Annotated in this window: 21 protein-coding genes; 6 read left to right on the top strand and 15 right to left on the bottom strand. The window is 70.0% G+C overall.

What is annotated here, in order from left to right; genetic code table 11:
* Window positions 1-8: 8 nt before the first annotated feature.
* The 8 genes from ABZX12_RS32400 to ffh form a co-directional block, all read right to left on the bottom strand.
* Entirely contained in the window at window positions 9-1,121 is a 1,113-nt protein-coding gene (locus ABZX12_RS32400) for a S1 family peptidase (RefSeq protein WP_355699252.1), read from the bottom strand.
* Window positions 1,122-1,207: 86 nt separating this feature from the next.
* Complete coding sequence (locus ABZX12_RS32395) at window positions 1,208-1,846, bottom strand: response regulator transcription factor (RefSeq protein ID WP_355699251.1); 639 nt, start codon at window positions 1,844-1,846, stop codon at window positions 1,208-1,210.
* Complete coding sequence (locus tag ABZX12_RS32390) at window positions 1,837-3,081, bottom strand: histidine kinase (protein WP_355699250.1); 1,245 nt, start codon at window positions 3,079-3,081, stop codon at window positions 1,837-1,839. The genes ABZX12_RS32395 and ABZX12_RS32390 overlap by 10 nt, the downstream gene beginning before the upstream one ends.
* A gap of 61 nt (window positions 3,082-3,142) precedes the next feature.
* A complete protein-coding gene (locus ABZX12_RS32385; RefSeq protein ID WP_355699249.1) occupies window positions 3,143-4,462 on the bottom strand; it encodes an N-acetylmuramoyl-L-alanine amidase in 1,320 nt (439 codons plus the stop codon).
* Window positions 4,463-4,572: 110 nt separating this feature from the next.
* Window positions 4,573-5,658 carry an amidohydrolase family protein gene (locus ABZX12_RS32380; RefSeq protein ID WP_355699248.1) on the bottom strand — a complete coding sequence of 362 codons (1,086 nt, stop codon included), beginning with the start codon at window positions 5,656-5,658 and terminating at the stop codon, window positions 4,573-4,575.
* Window positions 5,659-5,724: 66 nt separating this feature from the next.
* Window positions 5,725-6,903, bottom strand: coding sequence for a lytic transglycosylase domain-containing protein (locus tag ABZX12_RS32375; RefSeq protein WP_355699247.1), 1,179 nt, complete (start codon window positions 6,901-6,903; stop codon window positions 5,725-5,727).
* Between the two features lie 231 nt (window positions 6,904-7,134).
* The gene (locus ABZX12_RS32370; RefSeq protein WP_355699246.1) at window positions 7,135-8,478 is read right to left on the bottom strand and encodes a lytic transglycosylase domain-containing protein; all 1,344 of its coding nucleotides are present in this window, start codon (window positions 8,476-8,478) and stop codon (window positions 7,135-7,137) included.
* A 269-nt stretch (window positions 8,479-8,747) separates the two neighbouring features.
* Window positions 8,748-10,313 carry a signal recognition particle protein gene (gene ffh, locus ABZX12_RS32365; RefSeq protein WP_355699245.1) on the bottom strand — a complete coding sequence of 522 codons (1,566 nt, stop codon included), beginning with the start codon at window positions 10,311-10,313 and terminating at the stop codon, window positions 8,748-8,750.
* 160 nt (window positions 10,314-10,473) lie between these two features.
* Between ffh and ABZX12_RS32360 the strand changes: the two genes are divergently transcribed.
* The 5 genes from ABZX12_RS32360 to ABZX12_RS32340 all read left to right on the top strand — a co-directional run bounded on the left by ABZX12_RS32360 (window position 10,474) and on the right by ABZX12_RS32340 (window position 13,739).
* Window positions 10,474-10,911 (top strand): hypothetical protein, encoded by a 438-nt coding sequence (locus ABZX12_RS32360; RefSeq protein WP_355699244.1) that lies wholly within the window; start codon window positions 10,474-10,476, stop codon window positions 10,909-10,911.
* A 3-nt stretch (window positions 10,912-10,914) separates the two neighbouring features.
* Entirely contained in the window at window positions 10,915-11,997 is a 1,083-nt protein-coding gene (locus tag ABZX12_RS32355; RefSeq protein WP_355699243.1) for a hypothetical protein, read from the top strand.
* Between the two features lie 40 nt (window positions 11,998-12,037).
* Window positions 12,038-12,268: a hypothetical protein gene (locus ABZX12_RS32350; protein ID WP_355699242.1), complete on the top strand. Its 231-nt coding sequence runs from the start codon at window positions 12,038-12,040 to the stop codon at window positions 12,266-12,268.
* Window positions 12,269-12,366: 98 nt separating this feature from the next.
* Window positions 12,367-13,248: an arginase family protein gene (locus tag ABZX12_RS32345; RefSeq protein WP_355699241.1), complete on the top strand. Its 882-nt coding sequence runs from the start codon at window positions 12,367-12,369 to the stop codon at window positions 13,246-13,248.
* Window positions 13,249-13,250: 2 nt separating this feature from the next.
* On the top strand, window positions 13,251-13,739 hold the full coding sequence (locus tag ABZX12_RS32340; RefSeq protein ID WP_355699240.1) for a hypothetical protein: 489 nt from the start codon (window positions 13,251-13,253) through the stop codon (window positions 13,737-13,739).
* Between the two features lie 161 nt (window positions 13,740-13,900).
* On the opposite strand, the gene ABZX12_RS32335 is transcribed toward ABZX12_RS32340, so the two are convergent.
* Genes ABZX12_RS32335 through ABZX12_RS32320 form a run of 4 tightly spaced genes read right to left on the bottom strand, consistent with a single transcriptional unit; the run spans window position 13,901 to window position 18,906 of the window.
* The gene (locus tag ABZX12_RS32335) at window positions 13,901-14,947 is read right to left on the bottom strand and encodes a DUF2332 domain-containing protein (RefSeq protein ID WP_355699239.1); all 1,047 of its coding nucleotides are present in this window, start codon (window positions 14,945-14,947) and stop codon (window positions 13,901-13,903) included.
* A 9-nt stretch (window positions 14,948-14,956) separates the two neighbouring features.
* The gene (locus tag ABZX12_RS32330; protein ID WP_355699238.1) at window positions 14,957-17,215 is read right to left on the bottom strand and encodes a [protein-PII] uridylyltransferase; all 2,259 of its coding nucleotides are present in this window, start codon (window positions 17,213-17,215) and stop codon (window positions 14,957-14,959) included.
* On the bottom strand, window positions 17,216-17,554 hold the full coding sequence (locus tag ABZX12_RS32325; RefSeq protein ID WP_355483534.1) for a P-II family nitrogen regulator: 339 nt from the start codon (window positions 17,552-17,554) through the stop codon (window positions 17,216-17,218).
* Window positions 17,551-18,906, bottom strand: coding sequence for an ammonium transporter (locus ABZX12_RS32320; protein WP_355699237.1), 1,356 nt, complete (start codon window positions 18,904-18,906; stop codon window positions 17,551-17,553). The genes ABZX12_RS32325 and ABZX12_RS32320 overlap by 4 nt, the downstream gene beginning before the upstream one ends.
* A gap of 344 nt (window positions 18,907-19,250) precedes the next feature.
* On the opposite strand from ABZX12_RS32320, the gene ABZX12_RS32315 reads away from it, so the two are divergent.
* Complete coding sequence (locus tag ABZX12_RS32315; RefSeq protein WP_355699236.1) at window positions 19,251-19,784, top strand: TetR/AcrR family transcriptional regulator; 534 nt, start codon at window positions 19,251-19,253, stop codon at window positions 19,782-19,784.
* Here ABZX12_RS32315 and ABZX12_RS32310 read toward each other — a convergent pair.
* From ABZX12_RS32310 to ABZX12_RS32300, 3 genes are read right to left on the bottom strand one after another with little or no spacing between them, the layout of a single operon-like run.
* Entirely contained in the window at window positions 19,773-21,011 is a 1,239-nt protein-coding gene (locus ABZX12_RS32310) for a hypothetical protein (protein ID WP_355699235.1), read from the bottom strand. The two genes, ABZX12_RS32315 and ABZX12_RS32310, sit on opposite strands and share 12 nt — an antisense overlap.
* A complete protein-coding gene (locus ABZX12_RS32305) occupies window positions 21,008-21,451 on the bottom strand; it encodes a sigma factor-like helix-turn-helix DNA-binding protein (RefSeq protein WP_355699234.1) in 444 nt (147 codons plus the stop codon). Before ABZX12_RS32305 ends, ABZX12_RS32310 begins: the two co-directional genes overlap by 4 nt.
* 26 nt (window positions 21,452-21,477) lie before the next feature.
* Complete coding sequence (locus ABZX12_RS32300) at window positions 21,478-22,425, bottom strand: NAD(P)/FAD-dependent oxidoreductase (protein ID WP_355699233.1); 948 nt, start codon at window positions 22,423-22,425, stop codon at window positions 21,478-21,480.
* Window positions 22,426-22,458 lie beyond the last annotated feature (33 nt).

Genomic DNA, 22,458 nt, shown 5'->3' with positions numbered 1-22,458 from the left:
ACAGCCCGTCATGCGGTGTGCAAGGTCAGCCCGTACGCCTGCAGGATCTCGTTGACCGGCTGGAACCACGTCTCGCCACCGCTGCTGCAGTTGCCCCAGCCGCCGGACGTGACGCCCTGCGCCTGGTCACCGGTGATGAACGACCCGCCGGAGTCACCACCCTCGGCGCAGACGCTGGTCTTGGTCGCGCCGTAGAACAGCTGACCGTTCCCGTAGTTCACAGTATCGTTCTTGGCCAGGATCGTGCCGCAATGCCAGTGCGTGGTCGAACCGCTCCGGCAGACCGACGAGCCGATCGGCGCCTCCCACGAGCCGCGGACCAACTGGTCGCTCACCTGTCCCCAGCCGAGCACGACCGGCACGGTCCACCAGCCATAGCCGGTGGCCACCCACGCGTAGTCGTTGCCGGGGAACGACCAGCCACGGAACGAGCCCTGGTCGGAGCCGTCCCAGCCGCGCACGATGCCGCTCCGGCCGCAGTGACCGGCCGTGACGTACCCGCCGTACACCGAGAAGCCGATCGAGCAGCGGATGTTGCTGACGTAGTACGGGTCGCCGCCGACCGTCCCGGCCGCGAAGGTGCGCGGGGCCTGCGCCGCGACCTCCTTGACCGTCACCGCACCGGCCTTGGCGACCTTGGCGACGAACGCGTCGACGGCCGCGGAACGCTTGCCTGCTTGGACGTTGACCACGACGCTGCCGGACCGCGGGTCTGCGACCCAGCCGCTGACCGCGGCCGGTACTGCCTTGCCGGCCAGCTTGTCGACAGCAGCCTTCCGCTGGTCCAGGGCCTTCGCCGGCACGGGTACGGCGGCCACTTGCGCGCCGGTTGCGCGTACTGCGGCAGTACGGGCGGAGCCCACCACGCCTACGACCAGCTTCTGCGTGGCGGCGTCGTACCAGGCTCCGCCGTACGCGGCACCGGCTGCTTTCTGAGCCGCGGGCAACAGCTTCGCCGCGGAGGTCTCGGCTGCCAGCCGTTGCTGCATCTGCTGCTCGGTCAGCCCGAAATCGCGTTGCATAGCCGCGGACTGGCCGGGAACGGCCAGAGGCTCGGCCAGCGCCTGCGCGGGCACAGTCAGGACAGCCGCCGTGAGTACGGCGGCCAGGAGGACCTTCATCTGAACTCTCCTCACCTAGGGGCGGTTCGGTGGATGAGAGCGCTCTCAGATTGAGAGTGGCCTACGTTGTCAGGCGCGTCAAGGGTTCACAGGCCGAGGTAGGCGAGAACGGCGAGGACGCGCCGGTGACCGGAGTCGGTCGGCGTCAGGTCGAGTTTGAGGAACACGTTGCCGACATGCTTGTGCACCGCGCCGTCGGAGATGACGAGCTTCTCCCCGATCGCCGTGTTGCCGAGACCTTCGGCCATCAGCGCGAGCACTTCGCGTTCCCGCGGCGTCAGCCGGTCCAGCGGGCTGCTTCGCTTCACCATCAGCTGGCTGACGACCTCAGGGTCCAGGACAGTCCCGCCGGCCGCGACCCGCCGTACCGCCTCCAGGAACTCGTCGACGCGCGACACCCTGTCCTTCAGCAGATAGCCGACGCCTTCACTGCCGGCCGCCAATAGCTCGGCGGCGTACACCTCCTCGACGTACTGCGAGAACACCAGCACCGGAAGCCCCGGCCGCACCCGGCGCGCCTCGATCGCCGCCCGCAGGCCCTCGTCGGTAAACGTCGGGGGCAGCCGTACGTCGACCACCGCGATGTCCACCGGGTGCTCGTCGACCGCCTTGGCGAACTCGTCAGCGTCGGTGGCGACGGCGACGACCTGGAAGCCGGAGTTGTCGAGCAGCAGACTGAGGCCCTCGGCGAGGATCGGGTTGTCCTCGAGGATGATCACCCGCACGGAAGGATCACCTCGACGGTGGTCGGCCCGCCGATCGGGCTCCGCAGCTCCATGTGGCCGTCGATCGCCTGCACTCGGTGGAGCATGCCATGCAGACCGCTCCCCCGGCCCAGCAGGTCGGACTGCGCACCGAACTGGGCACTGACCCGCGCTCCGCCGATCCCGTCGTCGGTCACCGCCAGGTAGAGCTCACGACCACGCCGTTCGAGCTGGATGTCGACATGCCCCGCCGCACTGTGCTTCGTGACGTTGGTGAGCGACTCCGCGACGACGAAGTAGGCAGCGGCCTCGACTGCTGCGGGGACCTCGCCCAGCGCACCGATGCGAAGCTCTACCGGCAGCGGGCACCGGGCGGCCAGTGCAGACACCGCTCCGGCCAGACCGCGGTCCGCAAGGATCGGCGGATACATGGTCCGCAGTACGCCGCGCAGCTCGGTCATGGCCTGCTCTGCGCCGTCACGGGCGTCGTCCAGCAGCTTGGCTGCCTTCTCGGGGTCCTCGGCCATGGTCTGCTTGGCGATGCCGATCCGCATGGCCAGCGACACCAGCTGAGCCTGCGTCCCGTCGTGCAGGTCGCGCTCGATCCGGCGTAGCTCGGCACCGTGCGAGTCGACAGCACCTGCCCTGCTCTTGGTGAGTTCCTCGACACGCTGCTCCAGCCTGGCCGTCTCCAGCTGGTCCGGGCTGGGCGCGAGCAGCCGGAGCACGGCCTTGGCGTGACCGCGCGCCACAGCGGGCGCAACCCGACCCAGGAACCACAGGCCGGCTCCGACCTGCAGCGGGCCCAGCGTGAGCGCCTCGAACCAGTTGTCGACACCGACACCCATCAGGCTGAAGTTACCCGGGTCGAGCCACCACAGCAGCATGCCGACGATCGCCGCCGGCGCGCCGACCACGGCGATGACGGCCACGAGCAACTCGGGGATCATCGCGACCGGCATCAGCAGGCAGCGCAGGCTGCGCTTGAACGACTTGTCCCGGAACAGCGTCGTGACGTCGCCGGGCTGCCGCGGCAGGGCCGGCGGCAGTTCCTCGGCCTGCGGGATGCCGAGGTACTTGGCCGCCCGGTACCGCTCGCTGTTGGCGAGCTTCACTAGGCCGGCGGTGACGCCCGGGATGATCCAGCCGAGCAGCAGGCTGATCGGTGTCGCGGCCAGCAACGTGACCGACTTCAGGTAGCGGATCGCCAGATAGCCGGCGGCCGGACCACCCCGGGAGAGGATCTTCGTGAGCATGCACCCATCCTGCGGCACACCGGCAGCCGCAGTCGGTACAGCAGGCTCTACCTTTGGCGTTCTAGCAATCCGGTACGCCGGGGAGCTTCTGGTTCGGGTCGTCGATGTAGATGTTGGTCATGTAGCCGTGCTGGTCGCGCAGCTTGGCCCACCAGTTGTTGGTGTAGCCGTTGGCGGTCACCGTGTCGCCCTGGACCTGGCACTCGACGAACACCTGGGTCGGGCCGGGCAGCGTGGTGACGACCGACGCGGACAGCTTCGGCGCCGAGCGGACGTTGACCCCGCTGCCCCAGGTGGTGAAGTTGTACTCCGGCGGGTTCGGGTCGCCGCCGTTCACCAGCTGCATGTAGTAGTCCCAGTTCCAGTTCGGACCCGGGTCGGTGTGGTCGTTGTTCGGCATCTCGCTGTGGCCCTTGATGTGGGCCCGGTCCTTCGGGATGCCCCGCCGGTCGGCGATGTTGCGGGTCAGCGCGGCCGACGAGCGGTACATCGCGTCGGTGAACCAGGACGGCTGGTCGACGTACCCTTCGTGCTCGATGCCGATCGTGTACGGGTTCTCTGTCCGGACGTGCCACGCGGTGTCCTTCTCGGCCACCATCTGGGTGACCTCGCCGTCGCTGGAGCGGACCACGTAGTGCGCGCTGACCTGTGCCGACGGGTTCTTGAACCAGCTGATCGTGCCGGCGTACGAGCCCTGGGTCACGTGGATGACGATCGTGGTGATCGCCGCGGTCCGCCCGACGCGGTAGTTGCTGGTGCTGGCCGGGTTCCAGATCGCGCCCGGGTAGTCGACGGCGGCGGTCCCGAGCGGAGCAGCCTTCGCGTACGCACCGCGGTCCGGCGTGACGGTCTTCGGGTCTGTCGAGACGCCCGCGGTACGGACGCCGCGGGCGATGATCCGGTAGACCTCGTCGGTGTAGAGCCGCGCCGTCGACGCGTCGGCGGAGTGCGAGTACTTGGCGATCACGCCGTACCACTGGCCGAGGTCGCTGCGGTCGGTCAGCTTGGCCTCATCGGCGTAGGAGTCGAGGACGGCCGCGGCGCCGAGCACGTTCGAGGTGTCGTCCTTGGACAGCGTCGCGACCGGCAGGCCGGTCAGCTTGCTTGCCTCGGACATCGTCTTGTTCACGTTGTTGGCGGCCAGGTGCATCACGCCGTAGCCGTTCGCCTGGCTCGGCGTGCCGTCATGGCCGTCGAGATGAGTCTCGGCGAACCCGACGCCGACGAGCACCTCTCGCGGTACGTCGTACGTCGCGGAGGCAGCCCGGAACGCGGAGGCGAGCTCCGACTCGGACGGCGGCTGGGCCGCATTGCTCGGCAGAGCCGTCAAGGCCAGTGCGCCGACGGCCAGGAATGCGGGTATCAGGGCGGTTTTACCCATCGGGGCGGTTCCTTCCCGTGTCTGGTCCGCCGAGGGGCGTCGGCGGTCCCGAGAGCCACGCTAAGGGAAGATCTTCCGCTGATTCCAGTGTTTGAGTGAATTTCTTCCCGTCACCGAGAGAAGATCACGCTTCCACGCAGTGCGATCAGGCGCGGGTGGGTCAGCACGGCCGGATTCGCCCGCGGGTCCTCGTCGTAGACGACCAGATCGGCCGGATCACCGGGGGCCAGCTGGCTCGGTGCGCCCAGCCAGGCACGGGCCGCCCAAGACCCCGCGGCGAGCGCCTGCTCCCCCGACATGCCGATCTCGGTCAGCGCCTGGATCTCCTGCGCCACCAGGCCGTGCCCGAGAACACCGCCGGCGTCGGTCCCCGCATAGACCGGGACGCCGGCCTCGAACGCGTCCCGCAGCCGGTGCAGGCGGCGCTCGTACAGGTCGCGCATGTGGGTCGAGTACAGCGGGAACTTGGCCGCGGCCTGCTCGGCGTACTGCGGGAAGTTCTCGAGCTGGATCATCGTCGGTACGACGGCCACCTGGCGCTCGGCCATCCCGGCGAGCAACCCGGGCTCGATGCCGGTGCCGTGTTCGAGGCAGTCGATACCCGCGGCCAGCAGATCCGGGAGGGCGTGCTCGCCGAACACGTGCGCGGTCACCCGGGCGCCGAGCTCGTGGGCGCGGGCGATCGCGGCGTTCAGCGCCTCGGCCGGCCAGCACGGGGTCAGGTCGCCGGCGTCGCGATCGATCCAGTCGCCGACCAGCTTGACCCAGCCGTCGCCGCGCCGGGCCTCCTGCTCGACGTACGCGACCAGTTCCTCCGGCTCGATCTCCCAGCCGTAGTTGCGGATGTACCGCTTCGAACGGGCGATGTGCCGCCCGGCCCGGATGATCTTCGGCAGGTCCGCACGGTCGTCGATCCAGCGGGTGTCGACCGGCGAGCCGGCGTCCCGGACGAGCAGCGCACCGGCCTCCCGGTCGGCGATCGCCTGCTGCTCCTGGATCTCCCGGTCGACGCCGCCGTGCTGGTCGAGGCCGATGTGACAGTGCGCGTCGACCAGGCCGGGCACGATCCAGCCGCCGGTGTGCACGGTCGTCACATCAGCAGCGGTGGGCCGGTCGACGACCAGCCCACCGCTGAGGTGGATCTCCTGCTGCTCACCAGCCGGCAGCACCGTGCCGACGAGCCTCAAAACCGTCATACGGCTGACGGTATCCGGCGAGGCGCCGCCCGTGCGAGCTACCCGGTGCGAGCAACCCGGTGCGAGCTACCCGTGCGAGCCGCCGCCCGGCGTGCAGGTCGGGGTGGTGGTCTCGTTGCCGGCGCACGGGGTCCCGGACGGGGTCTCCGTCGGGGTCGCCGTCGGCGTCGGGGTCGGCGTGGGAGTCGGAGTCGGGGTGGGCGTCGGCGACGGGGTCTTCGTCGGCGTCTTGGTGGGGGTCTTGGTCGGGGTCTTCGTCGGCGTCCTGGTCGGGGTGTCGGTCGGCGTCCCGGCCGGCTTCGGCACCGTCGTCCGGTCGTCCGGCGTAGATGTCGGCACCACCGGCGGCTGTGTCGTCGGCACCGCTGTCGGCGTCGGCGTCGGCGTCGTGGTGTCGTCCGGAACGTCCGGCACCTGGCGCGGGTCGACCCGGCGCTCGGCGTTGCCGTTTGTCTTCGCGGTCGAGATGTTGCCCTTCGCGTTCGGCACGAGGACCGCGTTCTTGCTGTAGACGCGCATCCACTTCAGCACCGTGGCGACGAAGTCCTTGGAGTGCTGGTACCGCAGCAGGGCGGCGACGAGGTCGCGCGGCCGGCGCAGGTCGTCGCCCTCGGCGCAGAGCACCACGGCGACCGTGGTGACCGCGTCGTACACGTTGTTCGGGTTGCGGTAGCCGTCGCCGTTGCCGTCAGCCCCGAACTCGTCCCAGACCTGCGGGATGATCTGCATCGGCCCGACGGCCCGGTCCCAGGTCTGGTCCGCGTCGAACTTGCCCTTGTCGCTGTCGGTGATCCGGCCGTTGCCGTGCCGGCCGTTCAGCACCGGGCCGAGGATCCGGCCGCGGGTGGTGCCGGCCACGTCGACGCGGCCGCCGCTCGCATGGTCGGACTCGACTTTGCCGATCCCGGCCAGCAACGGCCAGGTCAGCCCACAGTTCGGCCGCACGACCGCGAGGTTGGCGGTGGCGCGGCGGTAGGCGGGGAACACCCCGCGCGGGATGCCGTTCACGGCTCCCGGCCGGCCGGGACGCACGACCGAGCGGCCGTCGGTGGCCCCCTGCACGGGGACGTCGTCGCGGGCGGGTTTGTCGGATCCGAGCCGGCCGTCCACGCCGGGACGCTGCGGCACGATCATCGTCAACTCGTCGAACTCGCCGCTGTTCAGCCCGGCCCCGGGTGACGGGGCGACCGGGCTGCCCGCCTCGAGCGGTCCGGAGGCACCGGCTCCGCCCGAGGCGACGGTCACGATGGCCCCGACCAGGAGCGGGGCCGTACACAAAGAAGCGATGATGATTTTGACCCGACGGTTACCACTACGGGTTAGGCGCATAGCCCCTTCAACGAACCACGCGCCAGAAAGTTACATCAAGACGACGCAAAGTTACGCCGCCCAGAAACCCCTCGGAAAACCGGCACCGAGGTAACGACCGTCGCTACCTCACCTTACCGGCCGTAGCCGGCCTGAACCGACCGGGCCTCAGCCGGCCGCCGATGGTGCGTCGCTCGGGCTGGCCGACGACTCACCCTGCGGGGACGTCGTGCTGCAGGGCTCCGGCGTCGGTGTCAGCGTCGGGCTGCTGGTCGGCGCGGTGGTCGTCGCCGGGGTGCAGGTCGGGTCGCTGGTCGGGTCGCCCGACGGCGAGGTCGTCGGCGTCGTCGGCGTGCTGGTCGGCGACTCCGTGGGCGTGGTCGTCGTCGGGCTCGTCGGCGTCGTGGTCGGGCTGCTCGGCGGCGGGCTCAGCGGCGGCCTGGTCGGCTTCGAGGTGGTGGGCGGCGTGGACGTCGCCGGGCTGTTCGTCGGTCGCGGGGACGTCGGCGTCGAGCTCGGTGCGGCGGTCGGGCTGGAGCTCGTCGGTGCGGTCGTCGGCGCCGTGGTCGGGACCGTCGTCGGCGGCGCGGTGGTCGGCGGGGTCGACGTCGGCGTCGACTCGCGGTCGTCGGCGTTGCCGTCGTCGCCCGGAGTGTCGATGGTGCCGGGCTTGTCCGGGATGCTCACGGTGTCGTTGCTGTACGACTGCATCCAGCGCAGGACGGTCGACACGTAGTCCATCGAGTGGTTGTAGCGCAGCACCGCCTGGACCAGGCCCTGCGGGTCGGCGAGGTTCGCCCCGCCGGAGCAGAGGTAGTCGCCGGCCGCGCGCGCCGCGTCGAACACGTTGTGCGGGTCCTTGACCCCGTCGCCGTTGCCGTCGGCACCGAACGCCCTCCAGGTGCCCGGGATGAACTGCATCGGCCCGACCGCGCGGTCCCAGGTCGCACTACCGTCGTACAGCCCCTGGTCGGTGTCGGCGATCGCCGCCATCCCGGGGCCGCCGTCCAGGACCGGGCCGAGGATCTTGCCGCGGGTGTTGCCGTTAGCGTCGACCTTGCCGCCGCTGGCGTGCCCGGACTCGACCTTGCCGATCCCGGCGAGCAGCGGCCAGGTGATGTGGCAGGCCGGCATCGACATCGCCAGGTCCCGCGCGGCCTTCTGGTACGCCGCCAGCACGGTGCCCGGGATGCCGGAGGCGTTCCCGAACGCGCCGGGGATCGGCTGCACGGTGCCGTCCGTCGTCCCCGTGACGGGGACCTGGACGGTGGACTTCTCCTGCGTCGGCAGGCTGCCGTCAACGCCCGGCTGGTCGGGCACATTGTTCGCCAGATCGTCGAAGACCGCGTCCTGGCGCGGGGCGGACAGCGCGTGCGCGTCGACGATGAACGTGTTCGAGGTGACTCCGCCGACCACGAACACGGCGACCATGGCGGTGGGCGGGGCAAGGCAGACCCAGGTGGCGGTCAGCTTTCCCCGCCAGGTGTCCAGGTTCTTGAACTGCTGCCTCATCCGAACCGTCCTCGACGCATTCCGCAGTAGGTGTGTCTTCCGGGCGTAGGGACGATCTTAGCCGTCACGGGGTCGGGGACAACCGGTGACGGTGCGCCGCCGCCGGCCGTGACCGGGTGCCGAACGGGCCTGTTCAGGTGACTGTCACCTGTTCTTCGCCCCCTACCGTCCACCGTAGACCCGAACGGCCGTCGACCGCGTCGGGTGATCGGGTGACAGTTCTGACATCCGGACGGCCGGGCCGCCCGGATGTGCCCTTTCGGGAATGCTCAGTTGCCGCCGAGCATCTTCTTGAAGTCGTCCGGCAGCTCGAAGTCGCCGCCGTTCTGCCCGCCGAACGCGGCCGGCAACTGGCCCGGCTCCGGAGCCTGCGGCTGCTGGTTGGCCTGGTTCGCCCGCTTGGCAGGGTTGCCGGAGCCGCGCTTCTTGCCCTTCTTCTGCTGCTGCTTGGCCTTCCGGGCGCCGCCGCCCATGCCGGGCATCCCCAGCATCCCGGGCATCCCGGGCATCCCCGGCATGCCCTTGCCGGACGCCATCGCGGCCATCATCTTGCGGGCCTCGAAGAACCGCTCGACCAGGCCGCTGACGGTGGCCACCTCGGTCCCGGAACCCTTCGCGATCCGGGCCCGGCGGGAGCCATTGATGATGTTCGGGTCGGCACGCTCGGCCGGGGTCATCGAGTGGATGACCGCCTCGATCCGGTCGATCTCGCGCTCGTCGAAGTTCTCCAGCTGGTCCTTGAACTGGTTCGCACCGGGCAGCATGCCGAAGATCTTGGTCAGCGGGCCCATCTTCCGGACCGACTGCATCTGGGCCAGGAAGTCGTCCAGCGTGAAGTCCTTGCCGCCCTTCTTGGCCAGCTTGGCCGCGGTCTTGGCGGCCTCCTCGGCGTCGAAGGTCTGCTCGGCCTTCTCGATCAGGCTGAGCACGTCACCCATGCCGAGGATGCGCGACGCCATCCGGTCGGGATGGAAGACGTCGAAGTCCTCGAGCTTCTCGCCGTTGCTGGCGAACATCACCTGGCGTCCGGTCACCTGCGCGATCGACAGCGCGGCGCCACCGCGGGCGTCACCGTCGAGCTTGGACAGCACCACGCCGTCGAAGCCGACGCCGTCCAGGAAGGCCTGCGCGGTGGTGACCGCGTCCTGGCCGATCATCGCGTCGACGACGAACAGGATCTCGTCCGGGCCGACCGCGTCGCGGATGTCCGCGGCCTGCTTCATCAGCTCCTCGTCGACGCCCAGCCGGCCGGCGGTGTCGACGATGACCACGCTGTGCTGCTTGCTGCGCGCCTCGTCCATCGCCTTGCGGGCGACCTCGACCGGGTCGCCGACGCCGTTACCGGGCTCGGGCGCGAACACCGGGACGCCGGCGCGCTGGCCGACCACCTGCAGCTGGGTCACCGCGTTCGGCCGCTGGAGGTCGGCGGCGACCAGCATCGGGGTCTGGTGCTTGGTCTCCCGCAGCCACTTCGCGAGCTTTCCGGCCAGGGTGGTCTTACCGGCGCCCTGCAGACCGGCGAGCATGATCACCGTCGGCGGCTTCTTGGCCATCCGCAGCTCGCGGGTCTCGCCGCCGAGGATGTTGATCAGTTCCTCGTTGACGATCTTGATGACCTGCTGCGCCGGGTTCAGCCCGCCGCGCACCTCGGCCCCGCTGGCGCGTTCCTTGACCGCCGCGATGAACTCCCGCACGACGGGCAGCGCGACATCGGCCTCCAGCAACGCGATCCGGATCTCCCGGGCGGTCGCGTCGATGTCGGCGTCGGTCAGCTTGCCCTTGCCCCGCAGGTTCTTGAACGCGGTGGAGAGCCGATCGGAGAGCGTGTCGAACACGAGAAACAGTCCGTTTCGTCGAAGCGATGAACTCCCCGAGTCTACCGGCCCCGCAACCCGGGAATGACTCAGGCAGCCCGCCGACCACAGACTGCAACGGCACGCTCGGGCACGACCGCGTGAATCCGTGCGCCGATACGCTGTGGGGGAAGGAGGGCAGATGCGCCTGAGCGAGTTCAACAACGCCCACAACGCCCACAAACGCCGGATCCAGCGCGACGGTCCCGACGCGGTCGGAGCGGCAGAGCGGTCGTTGCGCGACCTCCTGCCCCAGTTGGACTCCGACGAGGACCGCCGGGTCGCGACGATGCTGATAGATCGCCTGCCGGGGTACGCCGTACCGCCGGAGCCGCCGAGCGCGTTGATGCAGGAAGCGGTTGCGATCGAGCGCGCGGCGTACGAGGCGCGGGGCTCGGACGAGGAACGCATCGAGATCATGACCGAGGCCCGCCGCAAGATCTTCGAGCTCGCCGACCGCGCCCCGGCCGACGAGGCCGCGAGCATCCGCGCCCTGACCCGCGTACTCGAGCATCTCGAGGACAACCTCCGCGACCCGCACTGGCCGCTCGACCGGCCACCGGACTCTGGCGGTCGCTGACCGATGGCCGTGATCCAGGTCGACGAGGAGTCCCCGGAGTACAAGCGCTTCGCCGAGTTGTACAAGGCCGCACGGGCGCTGCGGCCGAACGAGACGGATCTGTGGGAAGGTGACCTGTACGCGACCGTCGGCGAGGGCGGCTGGGGTGCGTTCGTGCCGGGGGACGGGTCGTTCAAGCTCTCCAAGGAACTGGTCCTGGACCAACTCGGACCAGATGCGAACCCGCACGACCAGGTGCAGGCACTCTCGACCATCCTGCACGAGACGAATCACGCCCGCGCCCCCGTCGACGCTCCTAAGGAGCCGAATGCCGTCCGCTCCCGGCACTCCAAGGGGCTCGACGAAGGCCTGACCGAGTACGTCGCGGTCAAGGACGTCGCGGTCTTCGCCGCCTCCACCGGGTACGGCGAGCTGCCGGAGCCGAAGGCGGAGTATCCGGCCGCGTACCGTGCGACCGACGCGCTACTCGAGTACGCCGCGGGGCCGGAGGGCAAGGACGCGCTGGCGGACCGGGCCATCGACCAACCGGTGGTGATGCGCTGGGACGCGATCGCCGACGAGATCGTGCGAAACAGACTCGGCGACGTGGTACCGCAGGATCCACAGCACCAGCAGGCCGCCCGTGCCGAACTGATCAACGCCATGACCGGCCCGGGATGGCGGAACCTCGACGATGAACTGCCTGTCGTCGGGAACGATGTCGCGCAGGCCACCACCCAGTCGCTGGACGACGCGACGGACCGGATCCGGGAGCATTACGCCGAGAACCCGACCGAGCCGTACCCGTCGAAGATCCCGAACTTCGAGATCGCGAACAGCCAGGCCCAGAACCTGAGCGGCCCGCAGAACCGTACGCGCGCGGTTCGGCCGGCCACACCATGCGCTTCCTCGACGGTCAGGCGCCCGCGGCACAGGCCACTCAGCACAAACCCACCCTCGGCGACGGAGCCCGCGGCGCAGGCTCGGCATCGGCGCAGGGCGCGCATCGCACAACCCCGGACCGGACGACGACCCCCACCGACCGCGGCCGCGGCTGACAACCAGCGGCAGGCAAGGAATGACCATGGACCACGAACAGTTCCGTGAGCTCGCGGGCGGAGCGGCACCGGCGGGTCAATCTCCCGAAATGACCGAAGCTCTCGCGATCATCGACGAGAGCAGCTTGGAGACCGGGACCAGGGACGACCGCCTCGCTGCCTACGCGTCGGCCCGCGAACGGATCTGGGACATCGCCGACCGCGCCGGCGCCGACAGCGGCGCCATCCGGGGCCTGACCCGTGGACTCGAAACCTCCGAGCAGTACCTGGTCAACGGGCTTTGGGAGGATCCGCCCCCGGCGGGACAGGACCGGGGTTGACAGCGCCCGGCTTCGCCTGGGCAGAGGTGATTGACAGCGGCTCCGGTCACCGCCACTATCTAACCGATTGGACTGGATTTACCGGTTAGGGGACACGAATGCGGGTGGTGCTGGACGGGCCGTCCAACCTGGGGTTGCGGGCGCCGGCTGCCGGCGTGGTTCCGGGGTGCTACAAGTTGGCGGGGGCGGTGCGGGACCGGGGGTTCCTGGCGCGGATCGGGGCCGAGGACGGTGGGTGTGTGACGCCGCCGCGGTACGACATGGCGGGGTGGAAGCCCGGGGACGGCGTGTTCAACGCGGCGGCGATGGCGCGGTACACGGTGCAGGTGGCGGATCGGGTGGCCGGGTTCGTCGAGCAGGGGAAGTTCGTCGTACTGCTGGGCGGTGAGTGCAGCAACCTGCTCGGGCCGGCGCTGGGGCTGAAGCGGCTCGGGCGGTACGGCGTCGTGTACATCGACGGCCACTCGGACTTCCGGACCGTCGGCAACTCGCCGTACGTCGGGGCCGCCGGCGGTGAGGCGCTGGCGCTGGTCACCGGGCGCGGCCAGGCGGACCTGACCGACCTTCAAGGGCTCGGGCCGTACACGCTCGACACCGACGCGGTGCTGCTCGGGATCCGGGCCGACGACGAGTACGTCGGCGACGTCGAGAAGGCGGGCATCCCGGTGTGGCCGGCGGCGAAGATCGCCGAGGACCCGGACGCAGCGGCCCGCGGGACGCTGGCGCACCTCGACCACCTGGACGGGTTCTGGGTGCACCTGGACGTGGACATCCTCGACGCCGCGGTCATGCCGGCCGTGGACAGCCCGGACCCGGGTGGGATCGACCACAACCAGCTCCGCGCCCTCCTCCGACCGCTGCTCGCGTTGCCCAGGTGCGTCGGCTTCGACATCGGCATCTTCGACCCGGACCTCGACCCCGACGGCCGCTACGCCGCCGAACTCACCGACACCCTCGTCGCAGCCCTGCAGGAGGTCTGAACGTGCTGCAATTGCTGACCGCAGACGGCCCGGACCCGGAGCACGCGGAGGCGCTGATGCTCTACGGGCGGCTGGTCGGCTCCTGGGACATCAGCAACCGCTACAGGTTCGCCGACGGGGTGTGGCGCACTGCCGAGGGTGAGTGGCACTTCGGCTGGACCCTGGGCGGACGGGTGGTGCAGGACGTGCTGCACTGCCCTGAGTTCCAGGGGCGGTTCCCCGGCACGACCGTACGCCTGTACGACGTCACGACCGGCCTGTGGCGGATCACCTGGATCTCGCCGAGGATCCCGTCCTACTTCTCCCAGGTCGGTCGCTCGGACGGCTCCGGCGGGATGATCCAGGAGGGCACGGACGCGGCCGGCGTTCGCTCGCGGTGGACCTTCACCGACGTGACTGCGGCCTCCTTCCACTGGCAGGGCTTCAGCGCGGCACCCGACGGTGAGTTCGAGCTGTTCCAGGAGATGCGCGCTACCCGCCGGAGGGCCTAGGGCATGTCTGATAATCCAGCGCCGTCGCGAGGAGGTGCTCGGTGCGGTAGCTCGGCGTGCGGGAGCGAAGGTCTCGATGCGGCGCATCGTGGCCTTTGCTCACGTGCGGCGAGATGCCGTGCCGAGTGCCCCGCAGTAGGCGCTGGATTATCAGACATGCCCTAACCCCAGATCAGGTCCTGGCCGTGGGGAGCCGCGGTGCCCAGTGCGCGGGTCTTGCCGTCCGGCCAGGTCTGCAGGTCCACGCGGTACTCGTAGCCGTCCGTGCCGCGGCCGTGGGTCATCACGGCGTGCGGCTCGAGGCTGAGGTGGGCCAACGGCGCGGACTCGGTGGCCTGCGCGCCGAGCTCCGCCAACCGGGCCTGGATCGCTGATCGGTCGGCACGGCGGAGGTACTGCCACATGATCGAGTGCCAGACGACGGTGACGTGTCCTTCCGACAGCTCCAGCCCGTTCAGGAACGAGACGGCGTCCTCACGGCGTACGTCGGCCGCGACCTCGTGGGCGACCTCCAGAGCCCCGCGGAGCCGGGTCAGGCGATCGGGCATGTCCGGCCAGACGTACGACGTCAGCGTGAGCGCACCGTCCGGCGTCAGCGGGTTCACCGGCGCGGTGTCGCAGCCGACCCGCTCCGCGATCCGCAGCTCCACCGATGGCACCCGTCCGGACCAGGCCGACTCGAACACGACCGGACTGTCAGCAGGCCCGTACGACGTGCCGTCCGCCATGTACCGGAACCGGTCGGCGCGCAGGTTCAGTCCCCCGCTGGCGCCGATCTCGAACAGCCGTACCGGCAGCGGGACTGCCTCGACCAGCTGCAGCAGACCGCCGTACAGCGCAGCAGACCGGCCGACCTCGTTCGTCTGCGGCGGTTGTGTCAGCAGTGAGCGCACCTCGCCCAGCCGTGACTGCAGGAGTTGCTCGAACGCCTCCCAGCCGAGCACCGCGTCCCAGGCGCCGCCTGCGCTCGGGTAGAACGCCGCCAGCTCCGGTGCGGTGCCGGACAGCACCATGCCGTGCACAGCCGCCAGTAGCCGCAGTCCGATCGCCTCACCGAACGAACGGCCCTCATACTCGGCCAGTACCTCGCCCGAGACCCCACCGACCTCGTAGTCGTCCACGAGCAGCCGGAGCAACTCGGCATACATCGGGGACCCCAGACCCTCACACGCGGTCGCTTGTCGCTGCAGTGCCTCTACAACATCCACAAGGGGAGCCTAGAAGCTCAGTCGATCCAGCACCGACTTTGCCGTGGTCCGCGCGTCCTCGGGTTCGAGTGGCGCGCCGTGACGATCGGTGAGGTAGAAGACGTCGACACACTCCGCACCGAGCGTGCTGACGTGGGCGGAGCGGATGTCGGCACCAGTAGACGCGATGGCCGCTGTGACGTCGTACAGGAGCCCTGGACGGTCATGCGCCCGCACCTGCAGCACAGTGGCGGTTTCGGAGGCCTCCGGCAGCAAGTCCACCCGGCTGGCAACACGAGGTCGCGACGAGTCCCTTGCAGCCAATCGGCGTACGACGTCGGCAGAGTCACGCAACGCCACAGCCAGCCGGTCACGCAACCGCACCGGGTCGGGCGGCGAGCCCGCGACGGTCCACTGCGAGATGCCAAGGCCGTCCACGGACGTGATGACCGCGGACCGCACGGCCAGCCGCTCCACCGCGAGTACGGCGGCGACGGTCGACAGCGTGCCCACTTGGTCGGGTACGGCGACGTTCACCCGCAGGTCCCCGTGGTGATCGCTCACGGTGACACCAAGCCGGCCCACGCCGACCACCTGGTGCAGCACCGGCACCGGAACGGGCGGCGTCTCGGTCCACATGCTCTCGCCACCGCCGGCCAGCTCACTGCGCACGCGCCGGCACAGCTCGCCGACCAGCCGCATGCGCCACGGCGACGACGCGGCCGGACCAGCGGCCCGCGCGTCGGCGTACGTCAGGGCCTCCAGCAGGTCCAGAGTCTCGGTGCTGCGCACGATCCCGACCACCATGTCCACGGTCATCGGGTCTTCCAGATCGCGCCGGGTGGCGACCTGCGCGAGCATCAGGTGCTGCCGGACCAGCAACGTGATGGTGTCGGAGTCCGCCTCGCTGAAGCCGATCCGGCGCGCCACCCGGGCCGCGATGCCCGCACCGGTGACGCTGTGGTCGCCGTCGAGCGCTTTGCCCAGGTCGTGCAGCAGAGCGGCGACCAGCAACAAGTCAGGGCGCCGCACGTCGCGGACCATCGCCGACGCCTCGACGCAGGTTTCCAGCAAGTGCCTGTCCACGGTGAACCGGTGGATCGCCGACTGCGGCGGCCTGAACCGCACCGCGTCCCACTCGGGCAGAATCCGGGAGATGTACCCGGCCTGGTCCAGGGCCTCCCACACCTCGAGCAGCCCATGGCCCGCACCGAGCAGGGCGCACAGCAAGCGCCGTGCCTCCCCCGGCCACGGCTCCGGCAAGTCTGCTGCCGACGCCGCCAGCCGGGCACAGACAGCAGGCGACAGCACGAGCTCCCGGTCGGCAGCGACGGCAGCAGCACGCAGGCCGAGCACAGCGTCCCGCTCCGGACGCGCGTCCGGCATCAGCACGACCTCACCCTCGTGCTGCCCCACGCCTTCGTCCAGTGCGAGCAGCAACGGTCCACCGGTGCGCTGCCTGCGCCGGGACCGTGGCGGTTTGGTCATCAAGCTCTCGACGCGCCGCCAGGACACGTCGCACACGTGCGCCAGCGTCCGGCCCGTCGCGTACACATGCCGCAGCAGCTCGTCCCGCCCGGCCAACCCGAGCCCGGCCGCCACTTCACCGGCCAGGTCGGCAACGAGGCGGTCTGTCGCGCGCCCTGCCACCTCGTGCAGGACGTCGCGGACCTCGAGCAGGTCCCGTCGCGCCCGCTCCAGCACCGGGTGCGGCACGTCGACCAGCCACGACGCCACCAGCGCACGCAGTACGACGGCGTCGCGCAGGCCGCCGTACGCCTCCTTCAGGTCCGGCTCCGCGAGGTGTGCGAGCTCTCCGACACTGGATGCCCGGTCGCGGCACGCCTGCGCCAGACCGGGCAGCCGTGACTTCGCAGTACGCCGCCAATCGGCCATGAGCACCGACCGCAGCTGCAGCGTCAGGTGCGAGTCCCCTGCCACATGCCGCGCGTCCAGCAGCCCCAGGGCAACCCTGTCGTCAGCCGCCGCGGCGTCCCGAGCCTCTGCCAGCGTGCGCACACTGTGGTCCAGCTTGGTCCGGGAGTCCCACAGCGGATACCAGATCTGCGCGGCCAGCTCATCGATGCGCGGGTAGCCCTCGGCATGCACGAGCATCACGTCGAGATCGCTGTACGGCGACAGCTCCTCACGCCCGTAGCCGCCCACCGCGACCAGCGCGACGCCCTCGGTGGGCACACCGAGGGCGTCGCAAGCCTTCGCGAGCAGCAGCTGCAGCAGCGCGTCCGCCTCTTCGGCGCGGCCACGCCGCTGCTCTGCCCGGTCCTGCATCTAGAGCGCGTCTCCGTCCAGCTCGCCGGTCCGGACCCGGACGATCGTCTCCACCGGGGTGACCCAGACCTTGCCGTCGCCGATCTTGCCGGTCTGCGCGGCCTTCACGATCACGTCCGTCACGTCGGCGCTGTCACCGTCCTCGACGACCACCTCGAGCCGCACCTTCGGCACCAGGTCGACCTCGTACTCGGCGCCGCGGTAGACCTCGGTGTGACCCTTCTGCCGGCCGTAGCCGCTCGCCTCGGTGACCGTCATGCCGGTGACGCCGAACGTCTCCAGCGCGGCCCGGACGTCCTCCAGCTTGTGCGGCTTGACCACCGCGGTGATCAGCTTCATGCCTTGACACCTTCCTTCTCGGACGCCTCGGTGGAGCCATTCTCCTCGGCCGGGACCGTCGCCGGTGCGGGCCGGGTGGAGAGCGCACCGCGCAGACCCGCGGCGCTGAGGTAGTCGTACGCCGTCTCCGCGTGCTCGACCTGGTCGACGCCGGTGACCTCGTCGTCCTCCGTGACCCGGAAGCCGATGGTCTTGTCGATGACCTTGCCGAGGATGAAGGCTACGGCGAAGGAGTAGATCCCGACCACCACGTTGGCCAGCGCCTGCTTGCCGAGCTGCGAGACGCCGCCGCCGTAGAAGAGGCCGTCGACCGCGGACGGCGCCGCCGCCGAGCCGAGCAGACCGATCGCCAGCGAGCCGAACAGACCGCCGACCAGGTGCACGCCGACCACGTCGAGCGAGTCGTCGAAGCCGAGCTTGTACTTCAGCGACACCGCGAAGGCGCAGATCGCACCGGCGAACAGGCCGAGGATGATCGCGCCGACCGGCGTGACCGCGCCACAGGACGGGGTGATCGCGACCAGACCGGCGACGGCACCGGAGGCCAGGCCCAGCGTGGTCGCCTTGCCGTGCGTCAGCCGCTCGACGATCAGCCAGCCGATGACCGCGGCGGCGGTGGCGACCTGGGTGTTCACGAAGGTGACCGCGGCGGTGGTGCCGGCGCTCAGCGCGGACCCGGCGTTGAAGCCGAACCAGCCGAACCACAGCAGACCGGCGCCTAGCAGCACCAGCGGCAGGCTGTGCGGACGCATCGGGTCCTTCTTCCAGCCGATCCGCTTGCCGAGCACGATCGCCAGCGCGAGCGCCGCGGCACCGGCGTTCACGTGCACCGCCGTACCGCCGGCGAAGTCGATCGCCTTGAGCTTGTCGCCGATCCAGCCGCCGTTGCCGTCGTCCAGGAACCAGACCGAGTGCGCGACCGGGAAGTACACCAGCGTCGTCCAGCCGACGACGAACACGATCCAGCCGCGGAACGTGGCCCGGTCGGCGATCGCGCCCGAGATCAGCGCGGGGGTGATGATCGCGAACATCAGCTGGAAGGCGACGAATGCGAGCGTGGGCGTCGTCCCGCTCACCGCCTCCGGTGCGAGCAGGCCCTTCAGCCCGACCTCGGAGAAGTTCCCGATCACGTGCCCGGTGTCACCCGCGAACGTCAGCGAGTAGCCGACCACCACCCAGAGGATGGTGACGACGGCGATGGTGACGAAACTCATCATCATCATGTTCAGCACGCTCTTCACGCGCACCATGCCGCCGTAGAAGAAAGCCAGGCCCGGGGTCATCAGCATCACCAGGGCGGCACTGGCCAGAACCCAGGCGGTATCGCCGGCGTTGATCTCCATCAACGTCATCCCTTCCATCGAACTGGGGGTGGCCGGCGTCCTCAGTCGGGAGGTCTCCACAACGCCGGGGAGCCCGCCGCTCGGCCACACCGCAAACGGTGTCGGCGCGCCGTTTCAGCCGATCGGTCCGTTTGTTTCAGGCATGTGACAAAGCGGGCTCCCAGGTGACATCGAGGTGACATAAGCCACGACGGGCCGGAGTGTGGCACTCTGGCCTGGACCACACGGGGTGCGGCTGCGCCACTGCCCCCGTCCGAGCTGGGGACGACGAAATGGAGCCGAACTACGGGGTGAGACCGCGACGCGGCAGGCCACGGGACCCGGAAGCGGAGCCGAGAATCCGCCGGTACGCCGTGCAACTGCTGTTGGAGCGGGGATTCGACGGGATGACGGTGGACGACGTCGCGGAGGCCGCGGGAGTGGGCAAGGCGACGATCTACCGCCGGTGGGCCAGCAAGGAGCTGCTCGCCAACGACGCCATGGCCGAACTGTTCGATCTGGAGATCCCGGATCCGGACACCGGTTCGATCGCGGGAGACCTGCGCCAGGTCTACCGGGTCGCGCTGGCGTTCGCGAACAGCGACTACGGCCGGGCGATGATCCGCCTGGCCGTTTCGGAAGCGACCCGGGACGAGCGGTCCGCGGCGATCTACCGCGGAGTGCTGGAACGTCGGATCGAACTCACCAGACAAGCACTGGAACGCGCCAGGAAGCGCGGTGAAGCGATCAAGAGCACCGCCGACCCGGTGCTGATGGTGGAATGGATGGCCGGGGTGTTCGTGATTCGCGCCCTGACCGGACAGCCGATGCCGCCGCCGGAGGATGCCGACCGCCTGGCCGACATCACCCTGCGCGCAGTACTCGAGATGCCGACCTCAGGGCCGTAGTCCAGGCCCGAGAGCAACCTGGTCCACGCCCAACTCGGTGACGCGTCGGACCCGGCCACTGTCGAGGTTCCAGGCCAAGACCCAGCCGCGGACCCGGAACAGGACGTTGTTGTCGTCGTACCAGCCGAGTACGGCGCAGCAACCGACCTCACGCACGAACGGACGGTCCCCCGCCCCCTCCTGGGTCGGGGGACTGTCTTGTGGTTCACCGAGCACCAGCAGCCGGCTGGGCATCGTGCTGAGCGTGGAGATGGCCGCCACCACCTGCGGCTGCGACACACGGGTCGGAACCTGCGGCAGCGTCTCCGAGACGAAGACCCGGGCCGCGCCGGTGATCGACGAGAACGTCTGGCCCTGCCAGGACCGGACCGGCAGCGTGAGCGGGTTGTCTTCCATCCACTGGCCGTTGAACATGTAGCGCATCACGGCCCCGGTCTGGATGCGGAACGGCGAAGTGGCCTCGTTCGGGTCCTTCGTCGCCGCGACCCGGAACACCGAGTCTTCCCCGTAGCCGTCTTCTCCGACGAGCACCTGGTACGTCGCATCGCGCCCGCCGACCAGGGCCCACCGCCCGTCGGCGACCCAGGACACGCTGAGATAGTCACCGCCGGGTAGCGGGAACCGGGCGATCTGCGCCGTCGTCGCGTCCACCGTGACCAGCGCGCCCGGCTGCGGGAAGGCGGCGACGTGGCCGTCCGGAGAGATCGCGCCCGGGCTCAGCGGCGGGCTGTTGTCGACCGGCGCGAGACCGACGTCCGCCTGGACCCAGGACCCGTCCGCGTCGAGCAGGAGCGGCGCATAGCGGTCGCCGTGCTTCACCAGGACGACCGCCGCGATGTTGTGCAAGGTGTGTTTCGCCAACGGGCGGACCTTGTGGGGCAGGTCCAGCCGATCACCGAGCGGCGTCTCCAGCCGGTCGAGGAAGCGCTCGCTGCCGGGCGGCGGCGCCACCCAGAAGTCGATCCCGCTGATCTTCCCGGACGACTCGATGTAACCGGGCGGCGGCGTCGTCGGCGGCGTGATGTCGGCTCTGCCGCGGGTCCCGGCCCCGATCAGGATCGAGGCGACGACGGCCAGTGCGATGACGGCGATCACGCTGAGCGCCGTCAACCGCCGCCGGCGTCGGTTGACCACCAGACCGGCCGCCCAGGCGGCGTCGGCGAGGTCGGGCTCCGTGAGCCGATCGGTCGTCCGGAGGAGCAGCGGCCGGACGTCCTCGCGTCTCATCGGGCATCACGCCAGTCGCCCGCGCCGAGCGCCGTACGGAACCGGCCGAAGGCACTCATGCCGTTCGCGTGCACGGCGGTCTGGGACATCCCGAGCAGGTCGGACACCTCGAACTCGGTGAGCTCTTCGAAGTGCAGCAGCACGAGCACGGTGCGTTGCGCGGGCGTCAGTTCGGCCAGGGCGGCCCTGATCGGGTCCTCGTCGTCCGGGAACGGTTTCGCGCGGTTCCACGGACGCAGCGCCGGCTGGTAGAGCAGGCGCTGGACGAATGCATCCGGGTCGTCCACCCTCGTCCAGCGCACGGACAGCTGCGTGAAGGCGTGCAGCAGCAGCTCCTCAGCCCGGTGCAGGTCGCCGTACACGAGGTACGCCGTACGGAGCCATCTGCCCTGCCGCGCATCGACGAACGAGGCGAAGTCCGGGTCGACCGTGTCGCGCATCCACCCTCCCAGCCCCATTCAACTCCTCAACTACTGCGGGCTGCTACTGCCAGCCGTGTCTCTTCGGAGATCAGGTCGAAGTTGAGGCCGGCGCCGGCCATGAGTCCGGCGGCCGCGGAGGGCATCACCTGAGCCATCGGATTGGCGACGTTGCCGGCCGCGAACACACCCGGGACCTGCGTGGCGCCCATGCCGTCGACCTGCACCGCGGTGCCGACCTCTACGCCGTTCGCTTCCACCAAGGTGGGCTCCAGACCCAGGTCGGCCAGGAAACCCGCACGGGCCCGCACAGTGGTCTGAATCGCTAGCGCCTGCCGCGGTACGACCTTGCCGCCCTCCAGCCGGACGCCGGAGATCCGGTCGTCGGTCACCTCGAGCTGCTCGACTTTCCCTTGCACCACGGAGATTCCGCGAGCAGCCAGCTCCTCCCACTGCTCGTCGGTCGGCTCGGGCGCGGTGTGCAGGAACAGTGTCACGTCATCGCTCAGCTGCCGGAACAGCTGCACCTGGTGCAGTGCCATGGGGCTGGTCGCCAGCACACCGATGGCCTGGTCGCGCACTTCCCACCCATGGCAGTACGGGCAGTGCACCACGTCCTTGCCCCACCGCTCGGCCAGCCCGGGTACGTCGGGGAGCACGTCGGTCAGCCCCGTCGTCACCAGCAGCCGCCTGCTCCGGTACGCCGTACCGTCCGCCAGCTCCACTGTGAAGCCATCCTCGTCGCGCCGGGCCGTTGTCACGGTGCCGTCGACGAACTCGCCGCCGTATCCCTCCACCTCCTGGCGGCCGATCGCGTAGATCTCGCGCGGCGGTACGCCGTCACGGGTCAGGAAGTTGTGCACGCCGTCGGCGGGCGCGTTCCGCGGCGAACCGTCGTCGACCACCAGCACCGACCGGCGGGACCGGACCAGCGCCTGCGCTCCGCTCAGCCCGGCCGCACCGCCGCCGATCACGATCACGTCGTACTTCGTCATCTCGGGACTCCTCCGTTGTCTCCAGGTCTGCCC

The organism is Kribbella sp. NPDC003505, from assembly GCF_040610875.1.
Classification (GTDB): domain Bacteria; phylum Actinomycetota; class Actinomycetes; order Propionibacteriales; family Kribbellaceae; genus Kribbella.
The sequence above is the reverse complement of the archived record's forward strand: the minus strand, read 5'-3'. Positions and strand labels throughout refer to the sequence as shown.